The sequence below is a fragment of the Streptomonospora arabica genome (assembly GCF_039531585.1).
Taxonomy (GTDB): Bacteria; Actinomycetota; Actinomycetes; order Streptosporangiales; family Streptosporangiaceae; genus Streptomonospora; species Streptomonospora halophila.
Genome location: NZ_BAAAQI010000004.1, coordinates 163,175 through 181,931 on the forward strand (window position 1 = coordinate 163,175; position 18,757 = coordinate 181,931).

The 18,757-nt window shown below is 73.9% G+C and carries 11 protein-coding genes; 5 read left to right on the forward strand and 6 right to left on the reverse strand.

Annotated features, from left to right (window positions below; all coding sequences use genetic code 11):
- Window positions 1-397: 397 nt before the first annotated feature.
- Both dacB and ABD284_RS09180 read left to right on the forward strand, forming a co-directional pair.
- Window positions 398-2,029: a D-alanyl-D-alanine carboxypeptidase/D-alanyl-D-alanine endopeptidase gene (dacB, locus tag ABD284_RS09175; RefSeq protein WP_344142200.1), complete on the forward strand. Its 1,632-nt coding sequence runs from the start codon at window positions 398-400 to the stop codon at window positions 2,027-2,029.
- 113 nt (window positions 2,030-2,142) lie between these two features.
- Window positions 2,143-3,078, forward strand: coding sequence for a 3-methyladenine DNA glycosylase (locus ABD284_RS09180; RefSeq protein WP_344142201.1), 936 nt, complete (start codon window positions 2,143-2,145; stop codon window positions 3,076-3,078).
- Window positions 3,079-3,144: 66 nt separating this feature from the next.
- Here the strand turns inward: ABD284_RS09180 and ABD284_RS09185 are convergent, their stop codons facing one another.
- The 4 genes from ABD284_RS09185 to ABD284_RS09200 form a co-directional block, all read right to left on the reverse strand.
- Entirely contained in the window at window positions 3,145-5,535 is a 2,391-nt protein-coding gene (locus tag ABD284_RS09185) for an ATP-binding cassette domain-containing protein (RefSeq protein ID WP_344142202.1), read from the reverse strand.
- Window positions 5,536-5,826: 291 nt separating this feature from the next.
- A complete protein-coding gene (locus ABD284_RS09190) occupies window positions 5,827-6,237 on the reverse strand; it encodes a VOC family protein (RefSeq protein WP_344142203.1) in 411 nt (136 codons plus the stop codon).
- 5 nt (window positions 6,238-6,242) lie between these two features.
- The gene (locus ABD284_RS09195) at window positions 6,243-6,701 is read right to left on the reverse strand and encodes a helix-turn-helix transcriptional regulator (RefSeq protein WP_386699613.1); all 459 of its coding nucleotides are present in this window, start codon (window positions 6,699-6,701) and stop codon (window positions 6,243-6,245) included.
- Between the two features lie 82 nt (window positions 6,702-6,783).
- The gene (locus ABD284_RS09200; RefSeq protein WP_344142205.1) at window positions 6,784-8,400 is read right to left on the reverse strand and encodes a serine hydrolase domain-containing protein; all 1,617 of its coding nucleotides are present in this window, start codon (window positions 8,398-8,400) and stop codon (window positions 6,784-6,786) included.
- Between the two features lie 187 nt (window positions 8,401-8,587).
- Between ABD284_RS09200 and ABD284_RS09205 the strand changes: the two genes are divergently transcribed.
- The gene (locus ABD284_RS09205) at window positions 8,588-9,433 is read left to right on the forward strand and encodes a DUF8017 domain-containing protein (protein WP_344142207.1); all 846 of its coding nucleotides are present in this window, start codon (window positions 8,588-8,590) and stop codon (window positions 9,431-9,433) included.
- Between the two features lie 102 nt (window positions 9,434-9,535).
- Here the strand turns inward: ABD284_RS09205 and ABD284_RS09210 are convergent, their stop codons facing one another.
- Window positions 9,536-10,939, reverse strand: a complete 1,404-nt coding sequence (locus ABD284_RS09210; protein ID WP_344142209.1) for a GH1 family beta-glucosidase — start codon at window positions 10,937-10,939, stop codon at window positions 9,536-9,538.
- A 908-nt stretch (window positions 10,940-11,847) separates the two neighbouring features.
- On the opposite strand from ABD284_RS09210, the gene ABD284_RS09215 reads away from it, so the two are divergent.
- Together ABD284_RS09215 and ABD284_RS09220 are read left to right on the forward strand one after the other, a co-directional pair.
- Window positions 11,848-12,600, forward strand: coding sequence for a hypothetical protein (locus ABD284_RS09215; RefSeq protein ID WP_344142210.1), 753 nt, complete (start codon window positions 11,848-11,850; stop codon window positions 12,598-12,600).
- A 1,502-nt stretch (window positions 12,601-14,102) separates the two neighbouring features.
- Window positions 14,103-14,732, forward strand: a complete 630-nt coding sequence (locus ABD284_RS09220; protein ID WP_344142211.1) for a phospholipase — start codon at window positions 14,103-14,105, stop codon at window positions 14,730-14,732.
- A 253-nt stretch (window positions 14,733-14,985) separates the two neighbouring features.
- On the opposite strand, the gene ABD284_RS09225 is transcribed toward ABD284_RS09220, so the two are convergent.
- Window positions 14,986-18,576: a hypothetical protein gene (locus ABD284_RS09225; RefSeq protein WP_344142212.1), complete on the reverse strand. Its 3,591-nt coding sequence runs from the start codon at window positions 18,574-18,576 to the stop codon at window positions 14,986-14,988.
- Window positions 18,577-18,757 lie beyond the last annotated feature (181 nt).

Below are 18,757 nucleotides of genomic sequence, written 5' to 3' on the forward strand. Positions count from 1 at the left end.
CGGTCCGGCGCACCAATGCGCGCGGGACCGGGCCGCTCCCGCATCGCTTCCTCGGGCTTCACCGGGGCCCCGCGGCGGCGCCGGCGGCAGGCCCGCCCTCGGCGAGGCCGCCGGCAGCACGGTCATCACCGCCGGCAGCGGCGCGGGCCCGAACTCCACGATCAGCGGGATCGCGGCCGCGGCCACCGGGCCGCCACCGAAGAGCGGCTGCAGCACCGGCGGCCTGTCCCCGAAGGCGGGGTAGGCGGGCGTGCGGCGCGCGCCGCGACGTCCCGCCCGCCCGGGCGGGCGCCGCACCGCCCTTCGCAGGCCGCCGCCGGAGGGGCTTCGCACGCCCGCGGCGCGGCCCGGTCCGCCTGCTTTCCCCGAGCCCGCGGCTGCTGTAGGTTACGTCGCTATGCCGAACCGTAACGACCTTGCGCCGTCCGCCCCGGTCAGCTCGCCGCGCCCGCGCCGCACCGCCGTCCGCGCCGGTTCGGCCGCCGTCGCGGCCGCGGCGAGCGCGGCCCTGCTGGCCGCCGGAGCCGTGCCGGCCTCAGCCGAATCCGCCACCGGCGTCGCCGACCTCCGCTCCGACATCGACTCCCTGCTCGCCGACTCGCGCCTGGAGGGTGCGACCTCGGGCGTCCTGGTGCGCAGCCTCACCCGCGGCGACGTGCTCTACCGCGGCAGCGCCCGAACCGAGCTGATCCCCGCCTCCAACGCCAAGCTGCTCACCTCCGCCGCCGCGATGGAGGTCCTGGGCGCTGACTACCGCTTCACCACCACCGTCTCCGCGGGCGAGGACCCCGGCGACGGCGTCGTCGACGGCGACCTGCACCTGGTCGGCACCGGCGACCCGACGCTCACCTCCGACGCCGTCGACGAACTCGCCGCCGAGGTGGCCGACTCCGGAGTCGGCGCGGTGACCGGCGACCTGATCGCCGACGACACCTGGTTCGACGCCGAGCGCCTCTCCCCCGCGTGGGACCCCGCCGACCGGCCCTACTACTACTCGGCGCAGATCTCGGCGCTCACACTCGCCGCCAACAGCGACTACGACACCGGCGTGGTCGACGTCGACGCCACCCCCGGCAGGGCTCGAGGAGACGCGGTCGACGTCGCGCTGTCGCCGATGACCGACAACCTCAGCCTCGCCAACGAGGCCGCGACCGGCGCCGCCGACGCCCCGTCCACCTTCGGTGTCTCCCGCAAGCCCGACACCAACGAGTTCACCGCCGAGGGCGAACTGCCGGTCGGCCGGACCTACTCCACCCTGCGGACGGTGGACGAGCCCACCGACCACGCCGCCCACCTCTTCGCCGCGTCCCTGGAGGAGCACGGGGTCAAGGTGGCCGGGGACGTGGAGCGCGGCACCGCTCCGCAGCGGTCGGTGCCCGTCGCCGAGCGCTCCTCCATGGAGCTGGGCGAGCTGCTGACACCGTTCCTGAAGCTGTCGAACAACGGCCACGCCGAGATCCTGATGAAGGCGATGGGCCGCGAGGCCGCCGGCGAGGGCGGCTGGGACGCGGGCATCGCCGTGGCGACCCGGGCGCTGCACCGGCTCGGCGTGCCTACGCACGCCGTCGAGCTGGACGACGGCTCCGGCCTGGCGCGCTCGGACCGGCTGACCGCCGCCACGACCGTGCGGCTGCTGGAGCGGGTGCGCCACCAGCCCTGGTTCGGGACCTGGCGGGACGCGCTGCCGCTGGCGGGCGCCCCCGAGCACATGGTCGGCGGCACCCTGTCCGGCCGCATGGGCGGCACCGCGGCCGCGGGCAACGTGCGGGCCAAGACCGGCACGCTCAGCGGTGTCAGCGCCCTGTCGGGGTATGTGACCACCGCCGGCGGGGAGCGCCTGGTCTTCTCGATCATCAACAACGGCTACGCCGGCGCCGCGCCGCGGGACATCCAGGACGCGATCGCCGTGCGCCTGGCCGAGTTCACCCGCGGCGGCGCGGTCGAGGTCGCCCGCCCCCTGGCCGCGCAGCGCACGGCACCCGACTCCCCCGCCGCCGACCTGGAGTGCACCTGGGCCGGCACCTGCTGACGGCGCGGCGCGCAAGCGCCGCCGCGCCCCGGCGCCACCGGCGCCCCTGCCGCATCCGTCCCGCGCCACCTGCGCGGACGGCGCGGTCGGGGCGCCGACCTATGCTGAGAGCGATGGACACCGGCACCGCGGCCAAGGCGGCCCCGCCCTCCGGCGGGCTCGACGTGCTCGCCGCCGACACCCGGCGCGAGCGCGAACAGCGCCACCACGAGCGGGTCGACGCGCTGCTGGCCGCCCACCTCGACCGGCGGCGCCGCGGCGTCGCCCACCCGGTCGAGGACTTCCTCTTCACCTACTACAGCCACCGGCCCGCCCAGCTGCGCCGCTGGCACCCCGGACCCGGCGTGCTGCTGGCCGGTGACGGCGGACCGCCCTCCGGCGGAGGCTGGTACCGCGAGGCCGCCGGCACCGACGCCGAAGGGCGCACCGTGCGCGGCCACACGCTGGACGTGCGGTCCTTCGCCGACAGGCGCGGGGCCACCGTGGAGTTCGTCCGCTCCCTGCTGGGCGCCGTGCAGCGGCGACCGGCCCACCTGGGCTGCTTCGGGCTGCACGAATGGGCGATGGTCTACCGGCTGCCGCCCGATGGTGTACGCCACGCCCAGGTGCCGCTGCGTCTGGGCTCCGAGGGCACCGACCGCGTCGTGGAGTCCCACCGCATCCGCTGCTCCCACTTCGACGCCTTCCGGTTCTTCACCGACGAGGCGCGCCCGCTGAACCGGCTGCGGCCCACGCGCGAGTCCCAGGCGGAGCTGGACCAGCCGGGCTGCCTGCACGCCAACATGGACCTGTACAAGTGGGCCTACAAGCTCTCCCCCGGCGTGCCCGGCGAGCTGGTGGCCGACTGCTTCGAGCTGGCCCGCGACATCCGCGAGCTGGACATGCGCGCGTCGCCCTACGACCTGCGCGACCACGGTTACGAGCCGGTCGCGATCGAGACGCCGGAGGGCAAGGCCGCCTACGTCGAGGCCCAGCGCGGGTTCGCCGAGCGCGCCGACGCGCTGCGTACCCGGCTGCTGGAGGTCTGCGACCGCCTCGCAGCGGCCTGAGCCGGCCCGCCCCGGTGCTCCGGCTCGAAGGCACCGGGGCGCCGACCGTACCCGCCCAAGCCGCGCTCAGGCGTCGGCATAGGCCGCGAGGTGCTCGCCGGTGAGGGTCGAGCGGGCGGCGACGAGATCGGCGGGCGTGCCCTCGAAGACGACGCGGCCGCCGTCGTGGCCGGCGCCGGGGCCGAGGTCGACGATCCAGTCGGCGTGCGCCATCACCGCCTGGTGGTGCTCGATGACGATGACCGACTTGCCGGAGTCGACGAGCCGGTCGAGCAGGCCGAGCAGCTGCTCGACGTCGGCCAGGTGCAGACCGGTGGTCGGCTCGTCGAGGATGTAGACGCCGCCCTTCTCGGACATGTGCGTGGCCAGCTTGAGCCGCTGCCGCTCGCCGCCGGAGAGTGTGGTGAGCGGCTGGCCGAGGCTGAGATAGCCGAGCCCCACCTGGTCCAGGCGCTCCAGGATCCGGTGCGCGGCCGGCGTCCGCGTCTCGCCGGCGCCGAAGAACTCCGTCGCCTCGGTCACCGGCATGGCGAGCACCTCGCTGATGTCGCGGCCGCCGAGGCGGTACTCCAGCACCGACGCGTCGAAGCGCTTGCCCTCGCACTCCTCGCAGGTCGTCGAGACGCCTGCCATCATCGCCAGGTCGGTGTAGACGACCCCGGCGCCGTTGCAGTTGGGGCAGGCGCCCTCGGAGTTGGCGCTGAACAGCCCGGGCTTGACGTCGTTGGCCTTCGCGAACGCCTTGCGGATGGGGTCCAGCAGTCCCGTGTAAGTCGCCGGGTTGCTGCGCCGCGAACCGCGGATCGCCGCCTGGTCGATCGAGACCACCCCGGCGCCGGCGGGCACCGACGAGTGCACGAGCGAGCTCTTGCCGGAGCCGGCCACGCCGGTGACGACCGTGAGGACCCCGAGCGGGATGTCCACGTCGACGTCGCGCAGGTTGTGCGCGTTCGCGCCGCGGATCTCCAGCGCACCCTTGGGCGTGCGCAGCGCCTCCTTGAGGCGCGCGCGGTCGTCGAGGTGGCGGCCGGTGAGCGTGTCGGAGGCGCGCAGGCCGTCGACGGCGCCCTCGAACACGATCTTGCCGCCGTGCGTGCCGGCGCCCGGCCCGATGTCGACCACGTGGTCGGCGATCTCGATCGTCTCGGGCTCGTGCTCCACGACGAGAACCGTGTTGCCCTTGTCCCGCAGCCGCAGCAGCAGGTCGTTCATCCGCTGGATGTCGTGCGGGTGCAGGCCGGTGGTGGGCTCGTCGAAGACGTAGGTGACGTCGGTGAGCGAGGAGCCGAGGTGCCGGACCATCTTGGTGCGCTGCGCCTCGCCGCCCGACAGCGTGCCCGACGGCCGGTCGAGCGAGAGGTAGCCCAGGCCGATCTCCACGAACGAGTCGAGGGTGTGGCGCAGTTTGGCGAGCAGCGGCGCCACCGAGGGCTCGCCGAGGCTCCCGACCCATTCGGCCAGGTCGCTGATCTGCATCGCGCACGCGTCGGCGATGCTGACCCCGTCGATGCGCGACGACCGGGCGGCCTCGCTGAGCCGGGTGCCGCCGCAGTCGGGGCAGGGGGTGAACACCACGGCCCGGTCCACGAACTCCCGGATGTGCGGCTGCATCCCCTCGCGGTCCTTGGCGAGCATCGACTTGCGGATCTTGGGGATCAGCCCCTCGTAGGTGAGGTTGACTCCGTCGACCTTCACCTTCATCGGCTCGCGGTACAGGAAGTCCCGCATCTCGGTCTCGGTGTAGTCGCGGATCGGCTTGTCCGGATCGAGCAGGCCCGACTCGGCGTAGACCCGCACGGTCCAGAAGCTGTCCGACTTGTAGCCGGGGACCGTGATCGCGCCCTCGGTGAGCGACTTGGAGTCGTCGAACAGCTGGGTCAGGTCGAAGTCGGAGACCGTGCCCCGGCCCTCGCACGCCGGGCACATGCCGCCGGTGCGGGTGAACGTCTGCTTCTCGGTCGTCTTGTTGCCGCGCTCGACCGTGATCGCTCCGCTCGCCCGGACCGAGGGCGTGTTGAAGGAGAACGCGTTGGGCGAGCCGATGTGCGGCTTCCCGAGGCGGCTGAAGAGGATGCGCAGCATCGCGTTCGCGTCGGTGGCGGTGCCGACCGTCGACCGGACGTCGGCGCCCATCCGCTCCTGGTCCACGATGATCGCGGTCGTCAGGCCGTCGAGCACGTCCACGTCGGGCCGCGCCAGTGTCGGCATGAAACCCTGCACGAAGGCGCTGTAGGTCTCGTTGATCATCCGCTGCGACTCCGCGGCGATCGTGCTGAACACCAGCGAGCTCTTGCCCGACCCCGAGACCCCGGTGAACACCGTCAGCCGGCGCTTGGGGATCTCGACGCTGACGTCGTCGAGGTTGTTCACGCGCGCTCCGTGCACGCGGATCAGGTCGTGGCTGTCTGCGGCGTGCAGTGCGGGCGGCTGCGTTTCCGTCCCCGTGGCCGTGCTCATCGTGCCTCCATCTGCTTCACGGGACCGCGTTCGCGGCCTCCGGCGGCGTCGCCCGGCTCGACGCGGGCGGCTCCGAGTCCGGTTCCTTCGTCGGCGCGGCCGCGTCAGCGGTCGGCGCCTGCCTTGTCGGCGTGCCCCGGCGCGGGCGTCGGGCACGGGAGTGCGCAACGCTGCGGCCCGGCCCCCTTCTGGGACGGCCTGAGCCGCCCCTGCTCGGCGTGCAGCGGCCGCCGCGCGGGCTCCAGTCGCGGTCTTTCCGGTGTGCGGGGGGCGGTCGCGGCCCCCGGCTGATCAGCTGAGCTGGTTGATGCGGAGCATGTTGCCCGCGGGATCGCGGAAGGCGCAGTCGCGGACGCCGTAGGGCTGGTCGGTCGGCTCCTGAACGACCTCGGCGCCGCCGGCCTGCAGCTGCGCGAACGTCCCGTCGAGGTCGGGGGTCGCCAGGGCGAGCATGGCGTAGGTGCCCTTGGCCATCATCTCCGCGATGGTGCGGCGCTCGTCGTCGGTGATGCCGGGGTCGGCGGCCGGCGGGTACAGGACGACGGCCGTCCCGGACTTGTCGGCGGGACCGAGCGTGATCCAGCGCATCCCGCCGTATCCGACGTCGTTGCGGACCTCGAAACCGACGATGTCGCGGTAGAAGGCCAGTGACGCCTCCGGGTCCTCGTGCGGCAGGAAGGCGTAGTGAATGCTGATGTCCATGGCAGTCACGCTAGATCCGGCTGGGCCGCGGGCGCTTCTCGATTCCTGACCGGTCGGGTCACCTGCTTGGCGACGCAGGCCGGCATGCCCGCCGTCGCGCGCTCGGACTGCCGGCGGTAGACGCTGGGCGGCATGCCGACCAGCTCGGAGAAGCGGGTGCTGAAGGTGCCCAGCGACGAGCAGCCCACAGCGAAGCAGACCTCGGTGACGCTGAGTCCGCCGACGCGCAGCAGCGCCATCGCGCGCTCGATGCGCCGGGTCATCAAGTACGAGTACGGCGACTCGCCGTAGGCGATCCGGAACCGGCGGCTGAGGTGCCCGGCCGACATGTTCACACCCCGCGCGAGTGCCTCGACGTCCAGCGGCTGCGCGTACTCCCGGTCGATGCGGTCGCGGACGCGGCGCAGCTGGGCGAGTTCGCGCAGGTGCTGCTCAGCGGGTGATCTGTTCGTCACCTGCACAATCGTGCCACGTTGCCGAGGAGTTTCCCAGCGCCGCACACCGGCGCCCCCGTCCGCCGCGTCGCGGCTGACGGGAGGCGGAGAATCAGCCGTAGGCGGCCAGTAGCGCGTCGGCCGCAGTCAGGGTCACCACGGCGGATACCAGTACCGAGAGGCAGAAGAAGGCCGTGTGCAGCCACCGCCACCGGCCGGCCTCCGTGGCCAGTCCCGGCCACTGCCGCACTCCGACCGCGCCCGCCGCGACCACGGCGCCCACCGAGGCGGCCCACACCGCGGGCGGCGTGCTGACCCAGTCGCCGACCACCAGCGCCGCCAGGAGCGAGGCGGAGGCTCCCGCCGTCATGGAGACCACGCGCAGCCGGTCCAGCGGCCGCTGGCCCACCAGCGTGCGGCGGCGCAGCATCAGCAGGACCGGCAGCAGCGCGGGCGGCAGGACCAGCGGCAGGGTGGCGGCCAGGCCCAGGGCCGTCGACCCCGCTCGCGGCGACGCCGCCAGCGGGGCCACGTCGGGGGCGTCCAGCACGCGCGGACCGATGATCGCGGCGTCGGCGGTGAAGCTGTCGGACAGCACGATCGCTCCTCGGTCCCCTCGGAAGCCGATGAACGCGGTGGAGCCGTAGGTCGCACCGTTGTGCTGCACCAGGTCGGCGCCGTCGCCGACATCCGTGGTGAGCCAACCCAGCCCGATCCGGCTTTCGGCCGAAGGGCCGTCGTGGATCGGCTCCGTCGCGGCCGCCCCGGGTGCCGTGCCGTCCATCACCGCGCGCAGCAGCTTCTCCATGTCCGCGGCGGTGGTCCAGGTGCCGATGCCGACGGGCAGGTAGTCGGGCGCCTTCCACGGTTCGGCGCGCTTGCCCGGCGTCGCGTGCGGCAGGGCGGCGCCCTCGGGGACGCCTTCCAGGTCGGCGCCGCGCATGAGCGTGTCGTCCATGCCCAGCGGGTCGAGCACGCGTTCGCGCACCAGCCGCGGGTACGGGGTGCCGGACTCCTCGGCAAGTGCGGCGCCCAGGACGGCGTAGCCGAAGTTGGAGTACGTCCATTCGTCTCCGCCCTGTGCAGGCACCGCCGCGGCCAGCGACTCCAGCACCGGCGGCATGCTCCGGTAGGGGTCGGTGAGGGTCAAGGGGGTCGCCGCACCCGCGAGCATGGTCTCGGCGGGGATGCGGGGCAATCCCGAGCGGTGGGTGGCCAGCTCCTCCAGGGTGATGTCCGCGGTGGCGGGAGAGGCGAAGCCGAGGTCGGGGAAGACCTCGCCGAGGGTGCGGTCGAGGGAGGTCCCGCCGTCGGCGGCGAGGTCGGCCAGCGCCATGGCGGTGACGACCTTGAACACCGAACCCGTCTCGAACGGGGTCTGCGCGGTGACGGACTCGCCCGAGGCGGTCGTGCCGCCCATCAGCGTGCGCGTGCGGCCGCCGTCGACCTCCAGCACCGCCAGCGACTGCACCCGGTCTTCGCGCCCTTCGATCGTCGCGGCCACCGAGTCCGCAAGCACCGGATCCCCCGTGAGCTCCGGGCCGCCGGATGCGGGCGGCTTGCCCGGCATGACGAGGTAGGCGGCCACCGCGGCGACGGCGCCCAGCACGCAGGCGGCCGCCCACACCCGCCCCGGCGCGCGGGGGGTGGGCGTGCGCCGCGGGCGCGCGGGAGCCGGGGCGGGCGGTGGCGGCGCTGAGGGGTGGGCGTAGGGCTGTTCGGAGTCCATCGCCCCAGCGTCGCCGCGGACGGCCGCGCGCTGTAGTCGGCGATGTCAGCGAAGCGCCATGACACCTGTCACGGGGCCCGTGGACGGGACCGCCTCGCACCCCGATCGCGGTCTCCGCGACAATGGCCGGGCTCTCCCCTGTCCACCAGCGGGAACCCGATACTCCACCACGACCGTCGGATAGGCCATGAACCCCCCTGAACCGCCCCTGCCTCCGCAGACCGCCCCGCACCGGCCGAACAACCAGGGCCGCGGCATCGCCGTCGCCGTCATGTCGACGGTCGCCGTGCTCGGTGTCGGCGTCGTCGTCCTGATCGTGCTCATGTTCCAGAGCATCTCCCTGCCGCAGATGCCGCAGATGCCGGCCGCCGGGGGCGGGGGCGACGGCGGCGAGGGCGGGAGCGGCACCGCGAGCCCGAGCCCGAAGGAGTCTCCGGTCACCATCGCCACGCCGGACTCCGACGACCTGCGGGCGGTGACCGCCGAACTGACGCCGGGCTGGCAGGGGGTGGAGGTCGAGGAGCGCGGGATCGCCTACGACGTTCCCGAAGCCTGGTTCGTCGAGTCTCCCGACCTCGTCAGCGGATTCACCGATGACGGGCAGGGCGTCGGCATGGGCGGCAGCGCGGTCTCCGGCGCGCGCGAGGGGCCCTGCTACAGCTACCCGCCCGCCCCGGGACGCGCCGGGATCGCGGCGGTCGGGCAGGTCGCCGACACCGCTCAGACGGCAGCCGAGACGGCGGACACCTGGGCGGGCCTCGCCTACAGCAACGAGGAGGGCCGGGCCGAGGTGTCGGCGACCGAGCCCGTGCCGTTCGCGGCCAACGGGCTGGTCGGCCACCAGGTCACGGTCGAGGTGCAGGCGCCCGAGTTCGACTGCTACCCGACGCAGGCCGTCCTGCGGGTGGTGTCGTTCCTGTCGCCGGCCGGCGACGACGTTTTCAACTTCATCGTCTTCGCCGACACCGCCGGACCGCTGGCGCCCGAGGTCGACCTCGACACGATGACGGCCTCCCTGCGGCCGCTGCCCTGACCGGGCGCCGCACGGCGAAGCAACCGGCCCCGCGCGGCGGCGCTTCCTCCGCCGTGCGGGGCCGGTGGCCTTCTCGCGGCGCGGGGTGCGCCGCGGGCGGGGTCAGACGCGCTTGGCGGCGTGCTCCCGGATCAGGTCGCGGTACCAGTGGTAGCTGTCCTTGGGCGTGCGCTCCAGGGTCTCGTAGTCGACCCGCACGATCCCGAAGCGGCGGTCGTAGCCGAACGCCCACTCGAAGTTGTCCATCAGCGACCACACGAAGTAGCCGCGGACGTCCACACCCGCCTTGATCGCCTCGGCCACGGCGCTGAGGTGGTCGCGGATGTAGTCGATGCGCTCGCTGTCGTGGACGCGGTCGCCGGTGCGGTCCAGGTCGGCCTCGGCCGATCCGTTCTCGGTGATGTAGACGGGCGGCAGGTCCGGGTAGCGGCGCTGCACGTCGACCAGCAGGTCGGTGAAGCTCTCGGGCACCACCGGCCAGCCCATCCGGGTCTGGCGCACCCCGTCGAAGGGCACGTCGGCGACGCGGATGTCGGTGGCGGTGCGGCGGGCGGGGTCGGCCTGGTCGTAGGGGGCGTCCTTGAGCTTCGTCGGGCGGTAGTAGTTGATGCCCATGAAGTCCAGGGGTCGGCCGATGATCTCCAGGTCGCCGTCGCGCCGGTAGGAGCCGTCGGCGAGCTCCCCCCAGGTCTCGGCCTCGTTCTCCGGGTAGGCGCCGCCCAGCAGCGGGTCCAGCCAGACGCGGTTGTGCAGCGTCTCGGCGCGGTCCACGGCGGCCCGGTCCTCGGCGGAGTCGGTGGCCGGGATCAGCCGGTCGAGGTTGAGCGTGATGCCGACCTCGGCGCGGCGGCCGTGCTCGGCGGCGGAGGCACGCAGCTGCTGGGTGGCCAGGCCGTGGGCCAGCAGCAGATGGTGGGAGGTCGCGAGGGCGGGGGTGCCCTCGCGGGTGCCCGGGGCGTGGCGGCCGATGGCGTGGCCGATGAAGGCGGCGCAGAACGGCTCGTTCAGCGTGATCCACCGGGCCACCCGGTCCCCCAGGCGGTCGGCGACGATGCGCGCGTACTCGCCGAAGCGCTCGGCGGTGGCGCGGACGCGCCAGCCGCCCTCGTCCTCGAGCGCCTGCGGCAGGTCCCAGTGGTACAGGGTCGCAACGGGCTCGATCCCCGCGTTCAGCAGCTCGTCGACCAGCCGGTCGTAGAAGGCCAGCCCTTCGGGGTTGGCCGGGCCGCTGCCCGCGGGCTGGATGCGCGGCCAGGCGATGGAGAACCGGTAGGCGTCCACGCCCAGCTCTTTGAGCAGGGCGACGTCCTCCCTGTAGCGGTGGTAGTGGTCGCAGGCGACGTCGCCGGTCTCGCCGCGGTCCACGGCGCCGGGGGTGTGGCTGTAGGTGTCCCAGATCGACGGGCCGCGCCCGCCCTCGTGGACGGCGCCCTCGATCTGGTAGGAGGCGGTGGCAGCGCCGAACAGGAAGTCGGCGGGCAGCTCGGGGAGTCCGTTGGAAGTCATGGTCATCCGTCCTCGGTCGTCGTCGTCCCGCCGCGCGGTCGGCGCGGCGGACACGGGCAAGGGGCGTCGTGGGCGCCACCGCGCAGCACGGGGACCGGCCTCGGCGCGGTCCGCGTATTGCTGGGAGCGCTCCCAAGCAGCGAAGGGGGCCGGGGTGCCGGCCGTGGACTCCCTTTCCCGCCGTGCGGACCCAGGGGGTCGGGGGCATTCGCACGGCAGGGGCCAGCGCGGGCCAGGAGCGAGCAGGGACGCCGCCCTCGGCGTAACGGGTCGGGAGCCCGCGGCCTGCGCGCTGCGTCTGCTCGCACTACGGCCACGCCCACCCTTCCCGGCTTCTGCTCGGATCGAATCGGTTCGGCAGCCGCGCCACGGGCGACCCTCCGGCTACTGAACCGATTCACCTTCACTACGGATGTTAGGAACGCGTCCACAAGGGGTCAATGCCTGATCATGGGATGTGCTGCGAAAATCCGCTGGCAGCGGGGCGCGGAGGGCCCGTGGGGCCGGAGTGGTGGCGGAGGGAGCGGAGAGTGGAGCGGGCGGGAGGCCGCAGGGGGCGGAGGAGCGGGTGGAGCGGCAGCCGTGCCGGTGGAGCGGGGCTGGGAGGCGGAGGCCGCGGGCCCGGGCCGCGGGGCACGGGTCATGGGTCATGGGGCGCGGGCACTGGCGGGGGCGGGCGGTGAAGCGGGGAGGCACGGCAGGGAGCGGACCGGAGGGGCACTGAGGGCGGGGGCACGGAGAGCGCCGGGGCGGTCGGCTCTCCGCGCACAGCCGCTGAGCCGCCGGGGTTCCCGCTCTCTCCCGCTTTGCCAAGTGCACCGGCGACGGTTATCGTTCCGACCCGGCGGTATTCCGCACTTCCGGCGGCCGGCCGGAGGACAGGCACGGAACGGGAACGGCGGCACCCCATGGACTCGGATGCTACGCAGATTCTAAACAGGACCGCGGAATTCCCGGAGTTCGGAGATTCGACTCCGGAATGGGAGGCCGACGCCCGCATCCGCATCTCCGAGGCCGTCAAGCGATTCACCCAGCCGCTGACCGAACTGCTGGAACGCGACGCGAACGAGGGCGACACCCGGCTGCTCGTCACCGATTTCCTGAGCGAAGCCCTCAGCTACAACAAATACGTCGAACTGACCACCGAATACCGCACCAAAGGCGAATCCGTCGACTACGGGATCACCCTCGACGGCGACCTTTTCGCCTTCATCGAGGTGAAGCCGTGCGGCACGGACCTCGACGCGCGCAACCTCCGCCAGGCGAAACTGCACGCCGGCGCCGAAGGGGTCTCCTGGGTGGTGCTGACCAACGGCCGAGTGTGGCAGGTGCACCACGTCGGCGACGGGGAAGACGGCACGGGCATCGTCGTCGACGTCGACCTGCTCGGTGAGACCCCGCTGACCGCCCGGGTGGACGCCCTGTTCCCGCTCGCGCGCGAGGCCGTCTCCCACGGCCGACTGGAGAACCTGCGCGCCTGGCGCGCCGCCCTGGCGCCGGAGCCGCTGGCCGAGGTGCTGCGCAGCGACCCGGTGGCCTCGGCCATCCGCGCCGAACTGCGCCGCCGCACCGACCACCTCGGCCACCTGGGAGACCTGGACGAGGTTGTGCACGCCCTGACCACGGGCGTCATCGGCCGCCGCCTTCAGCAGGAGGGGTAGACCGCGCCGCTGCGGCGGTCGGGACTACTGCGCGAGGGCGACACCTGGTGCGGCGATAGGCCGCGGACGGCCGAGCCCGAGCCGATCGGCCCGCGTGCCCGCCGGTTGAGCACCGATCGAAGCAGCGACGACAGCAGGGGCTCGGGCTGCGCCCACCGGCCCGCGTGCCCGGTGGTTGCGCGCCAGACGAGGCAGCGACGACCACGGATGGCAGCCCCGCGCCAAGCGGTCCACGTGCCCGCCGGCAACCCAAGCAACGGCAGCAACAAAGGCCACGGACAGCCGAGCCCGCGCCAATCGGTCCCCACGCCCTCCGGTTGAGCACCAAACCAGGCACCGACGACAACAGGGACTCGGGCTGCGCCCACCGGCCCGCGTGCCCGCCGGTTACGCGCCAGACGAGGCAGCGACGACCACGGATGGCAGCCCCGCGCCCACCGGCCCGCGTGCCCGCCAGCAACCCAAGCAACGGCAGCAACAAAGGCCGCGGACAGCCGACCCGGCGCCATTCGGCGGAGCGCGGGGGCGGGGCGCGCACGGCGGGAACGAACCGGGCATTCGAGGCAGCATTCGGTCCGAGGTGCTTGACGCGACCGCCCTGATGCAGACTGCGGCGCACCAGCGCGCGCCGCCCCTGCTCTTCGCGAGGTAATTAATCCATGAATGCCCGAATTGCACCCCCGACAAGACGACCCCATCCGGCGTCGGTGGCGACGAGACACGGCAAATGCACCTCTCAGAGGCCTCCAAGTGCGGATTTGGGCACTCTCGTCGCCACTCGCCGCTCGACAGCGACCCCAGAGACCGACAAACGCAACAAATCCCCCTATGGAATTCTGCATCGCGGAATCTGGTCAGGCCAAGGCGGCACCCCTGCTGCTTGAGCTCGCTCGCGCTCCTGACACCCCGCCCCGGACATCCATGCACCCGAAATGCCCGGATAAGTGCGACGCAGGATGGCCCCCTCCACGAGGCGAGGGCAGACGTGCCGGCGAGCCGGACCATCCGTCTCCTCGCCGCCCTCGTAAGGCGCGCAACCGGCCAACACCCGAACCGCTGATCACAGGCCCCGCCATCCGCCACCCTCGCCGCCTCGTCACACGCCCCACCGGCCAGCACCCTCGCCGCCCACCGCAGGCCCGACCACCCACCACCCTCGCCGCCCCGTCACACACCCCACCGGCCAACACCCGAACCGATGATCACCGGCCCGACCATCCGCCACCCTCACCCCCGAGTTTCCCGCGGGCTAAACCTCCGCCGCCCCGCTGAAAACCGCGCTTCCCTCACGCACCCGCCCCGACCTGCGGTCGAACTCCGAGAAAATACGAGAAACTCCCCCAAGCGATACGCGCCAACGCGCGACGTATCCGCGCGGTTACACAACCATCACTTCTCATTTCCCGCGCGCCTCTTTCGTGGAGCGAACACGGTCGTTTATCAAGCTGTAGTCACCCTGTCCGCGACCCGAACATCCACGGCTCCCCGAAAGGGAATCCCCCATGCGTCTTCCCGCTCGACGTATCGGACAGTCCGTCATCGCCGCCTCCGCCGCCGGGCTCCTCGCCCTCACCGGGTCAGGGATCGCCAACGCCGCCGCGCTCCCTCCCGACGAACTGAGGCGCGTCACCGACAACTACCTGTTCGGCATCTCGCTGAACAGCTTCATCGACGTCCGCGCCCAGGCGCCCTACAGCGACCAGCTCGACTGGAGCAGCGACTCCTGCAGCTGGTCGCCCGACGAGCCGGTCGGCTACAACTTCGACCCGGGCTGCAAGCGCCACGACTTCGGCTACCGCAACTACAAGCTGCAGAACCGGTTCACCGAGGCCAACCGCCTGGCCATCGACAACAACTTCCGCGACGACCTCTACGGGATCTGCGACGGCGACTGGCTGTGCCAGGGCGTGGCCGACATCTACTACTCGGCCGTCCGCGAGTTCGGCGCGAGCAGCGCGGACACCGCCGCCGCGCTGCGCACCGCCGACGTGGAGCAGCAGACGAACGAGTTCGTCGCGGTCCATGAGGAACTGGAAGAGGTCGACACCGACGCCGAGGCAGAGCGCCTCATCACCGATTTCGAGCACGACAACGACGTCCGGATCACCAGGGAGTACCCGGTCGGAAGCTGACCCGAACCCGACGAGTCCTCACGTGTGCCCGGCGACATGCGTGCCGCCGGGCACACTCCCCCCACCCCGCGCGCCCCCGGCAACCGCCTCCGGCCCCGGCCCCGGCCCCGGCACACCCCTACGCCGGCAGACCCGTCCGGTCAGCCGCCCGTCCATCAATCCGTCCGGCCGACCGATCCGCCCGCCGACCGTCGATCGGTCAACCCGTAGGCCCATCGGTCGGTCGGCCCATAGGCCCGTCGGCCGGACGGATTCACCCCGCCGCGACCGCCGTCCCGTTTCCGATCTCCTCCGCGACCACCTCAGGCTCGTGCAGGCAGCGCCACTCCGGAACGCGCAGGACCGGTTCTCCCGTCACCCGGGCCAGCACGTCGACGCGGATCGAGAGTCGGCGCAGCTCGGCTCCCGTGCGGGCTGCGTCGAGCAGGACCAGCAGCGGACCCCGCGGAGTCTCGACCCGCAGGTCGGCCCGATGGCCGTGCGAATAGGGCCCCGACTGCACCTGGGCGCCGGTCTCGCGCAGTACCCGTGTCAGCGTCCGCAGCGCCGCGGTGCCAAGCACCGGCTCGCTGCCCGCCTCCAGGCTCCGCGCCAGCTCCGCCAGCGGACCGCGCTCGCGCCGCCAGAACGCGCGGTCGCCCACGACGACCAGCCGATCCGCCGTTCTGCCCAGCGCTCCCGACCACGTGTCGGCTGCGCGCATCCGCTCCAGCAGGCCTACGGGCATCCGCGCACCCGAGCAGACCGGCGAGACCACGAGCACGTCCACCGCATCGTCCTCGTCGTCGACGAGATCCGAGGGCCCGTACACGCCGACATTGCGCCCACGGCCGTGGCGGTCCAGAATCCGCCGCAGCAGCGCGCGCTGCGGCTGGACCGGAGAGAACACGGCCAGGCGCGTTCCCTGCGGCAGCCGCGCGTCGATCTCGTGGACGGCGAACACGACCTGGTGCGCCTCGGCGCGGTTCAAGCACACGCCGCCCGGCACCGGCTCGCAGTCGCCGAAGCCGTTGCGCCACTCGACGGCGGCACCGCCGTCCGCCGCACCGCTTTCCTCGACACCGCCCTCGTCTGCGCCGCTCGCCACGGCGCCACTGTCCGCTGTCCCGGCCCCGGCCCGGTCGGCGCCGCTCCGGTCGGCCCCGCTCCAATCTTCCCCTGTCGGGTCGGCGCCGCTCCACTCTTCCTCGCTCCGGTCGACCCCGCTCCAGTCGGCGCCCCGTTCTCCCCGCCCCCCGCTCACGGCTCCCCCGCTCACGACTCCCCGACGCGCGACTCCCCGACCCACGTCTTTCCGCCTCCGGCCCGCGGTGCCGCCGAGTCCGGGAACCGGTCGACGGACCGCGCCGCCGCCGGCCGCCCGATCGCCGCCGGCCGCCCGATCGGCGCCGGCCACCGCGAACCGGCCCCCGTAGCAGTGCCGCGCCGCGACCCCCGCGATCTCCGGTCGGCCGCCGCGGTGCTCCTCCAGCCACAGCGGCGGGCGCCCTGCGGCGGAGACCGCGGCCGCGCACGCCCCGTAGGCGGAGTCATCCCCGTAGACCAGCGCATACCTCCCGAGCAGCCCGGGCGTCAGCCCGGCCTCCCGCTGAAGGCGCTCGTCCTCTCCCGGTTCCAGCGCGCTCCACCGCGCCGGGCGCGCCGGGTCGCCGATGACGACGGCCCGCTTCGCGCGGTAAAGCAGCGGGACGAGGTCGGGCACGGTGAGCTGGTCGGCGTCGACGACCACCGCGAGGTCGAAGAGGCCCGCCTCCCCGGGCAGGGGGCCGGTCGAACGGGTGTTGACCGCCCACACAGGCAGGGCGCCGAGCAGCGGGGTGAACCCGGGGTATGCGGCGGGGACCGCGCCCGCGGCGCCGTCCGCACCGGTTCCGCGGCCCGGCGCCGCGGCGGCTCCCGCATCGCCCGGCGCCTTCGCCGCCGCGCGCTTCCAGTACCAGTTCAGGCTCTCCAGCCGGCTCCGGACGGCGGACCTGCCGCGTGCCGCGCGCTGGGCGGCCATGCCGTCGGCCAGGGCCCCGGCCGATGCGCGGTGGCGCTCCAGCGCCTCGGCGAGTCCGGAGGCGAACTCTTCCGGTGGCGGACTGCCGTGGCATCGCTCCAGCGCGGCACGCCAGTCGCGCTCGACCCTCGCCACCCAGCACAGCCGCCGGAGGTTCTCGGGGTAGGGTTCGACACCCAGTTCGCGGCGGATCGCCGCACGGTGCTTCGCACCGGTGAAGCCGCCGCTCGAAGCGCGTTCCGCCCGGCCGAGCCAGTAGTCCGGTCCGCCGCGGCCGGGCCCGAACAGCCGGTCGGGCCGCCAGCCGAAGTCGGCCATAGAGCGGCGTTCCTCGGCCAGCCGAGCCAGGGCGCGGCCCACGGCGGCGGAGGCGTCCAGGCAGCGCCGCAGCCTCTCGACACGCTTCCAGTCCCCGGCCGCCTGCGCCTGCAGAGCGCCGATGTCGGCGACCTCCCCGGCGCCGGGCACGGCGCGGTCGCGCAGCCGCTCCAGCACACGCACCTCGGCGGCCCGCTGTCCAGGTCCACCGGCGCGCACGACCGTGTGGCCGGGCGGCTGTCCGGCGCGGTCGGCGATGCGGTCCAGCACGCGGTCCTCCGCACCGCCGAGCACCGCGGTCAGCCCGGCCGCGGCGGCCGTCCGCAGCACCGCGTCGGCCAAGTCCGCTCCGCCGGTGCCGGGCGGCGCGGCGGCGACGGTGAGCGGGTCGCGCAGCGCGGCCCGGACGATCCGGTGCCCGGCTTCGTCCAGCGGCGCGGAGGAGACCGGGGGGACCGGGGAGACCGGGGATTCGGTACCGGGCCGCCCGGGACCGCCGAGCAGGGCGCCCAGCGCGGTCTGCGCGACGCCGCCGGAGCGCGGGCCGTCGGCGGCCGGACGGCCGAGCTCGGCGATCAGACCTGCGAGAGGTGCAGCGCCGCCCGCACCCGGCTCCGGCCAGCCGGCCCCGCCCGCGGCGTAGACCACGGCGACGTTGCGGGCCCCCGGAGCCGCGTCGGGAGCGGGCAGGGTGCCGCGCAACCGGGACGGCAGGATGGGATCGGTGCGCTCGATCCCGAGCCCCACCAGCAGGGCGCGCACCGTCTGCTCCAGGTCGCGCGGCAGGCGGGCACCGCCTGCGCCCCCGGTTCGGCCGCCGGCACCACCCCCGCCTCGGCCTCCCCCTCCACCTCCGCCTGGCAGCGGGCCGGCACCGGTCGCGCCGCAGCGCAGCCAGGCGCGCAGCTCCGCGGTCTCGGCGGCGGAGTGGACACCCAGCGCGCGCAACAGGACAGGGTTGATGTCGGAGCCGGACACGGCCCGCGCGCGCAGCCCGTCGCCGTCCTCGACGGCCTCGATGTCGGCGACCAGCAGCGGAGCGGCATGGAGAGCCGCCCCCGGCCCGCCGAGCCCAGGGCGCAGCAGGACCAGCGGGTAGCCGTAGCGCAGCGCGCGCCCGCTCGCCGCGGCCGACCGCACCAGCGCGTCGGCCGAGGGCGGCAGGTGCGGTGCCTCCTCGGCGCCGCTGAACAGCGGTTCCGGGCCGGCGGGCAGGCACACGACCGCGGCTCCGCCCTCCGCTACCTCCGCGTTCAGTGGGCACGCGGAGTCCAGCACGGCCTCGCGCCGCAGGCAGCGCCGGTAGTAGGCGAGCAGTGCCGGCAGGCGTTCCAGCGGGGGCGGCTCGTTCCCGTCGGCGGCGCCGCTCGCAGGAGCGCGGCCCCCGCTCGGGGCGGCGGCCGCCGCCCCGGCTCCGGCGCCCGTCGGGCCCGGCGCGCGGCCGGGGGCGCCCGGGGCGCCCCCGGCCGCGCGTGCGCCACTCGCGGACTCCGCGACTGCCGGAGCGGAGGGGGACACGCGCATCGCACACCTCACAGCGGGCTCGACCGGACGATTGCGCCGCATCGTGTCCGACCAGTCACGTACGGCGATGCCCATTGTCCGTCACGCCCCGGATTCTTCGCAGAAAAAGCCGACGAAGCGCCTCGCCGAGCGCGGCCCGGCACCACGCCCCCACGTGCGTCGGCGCCGCCCCCTTCGGGGA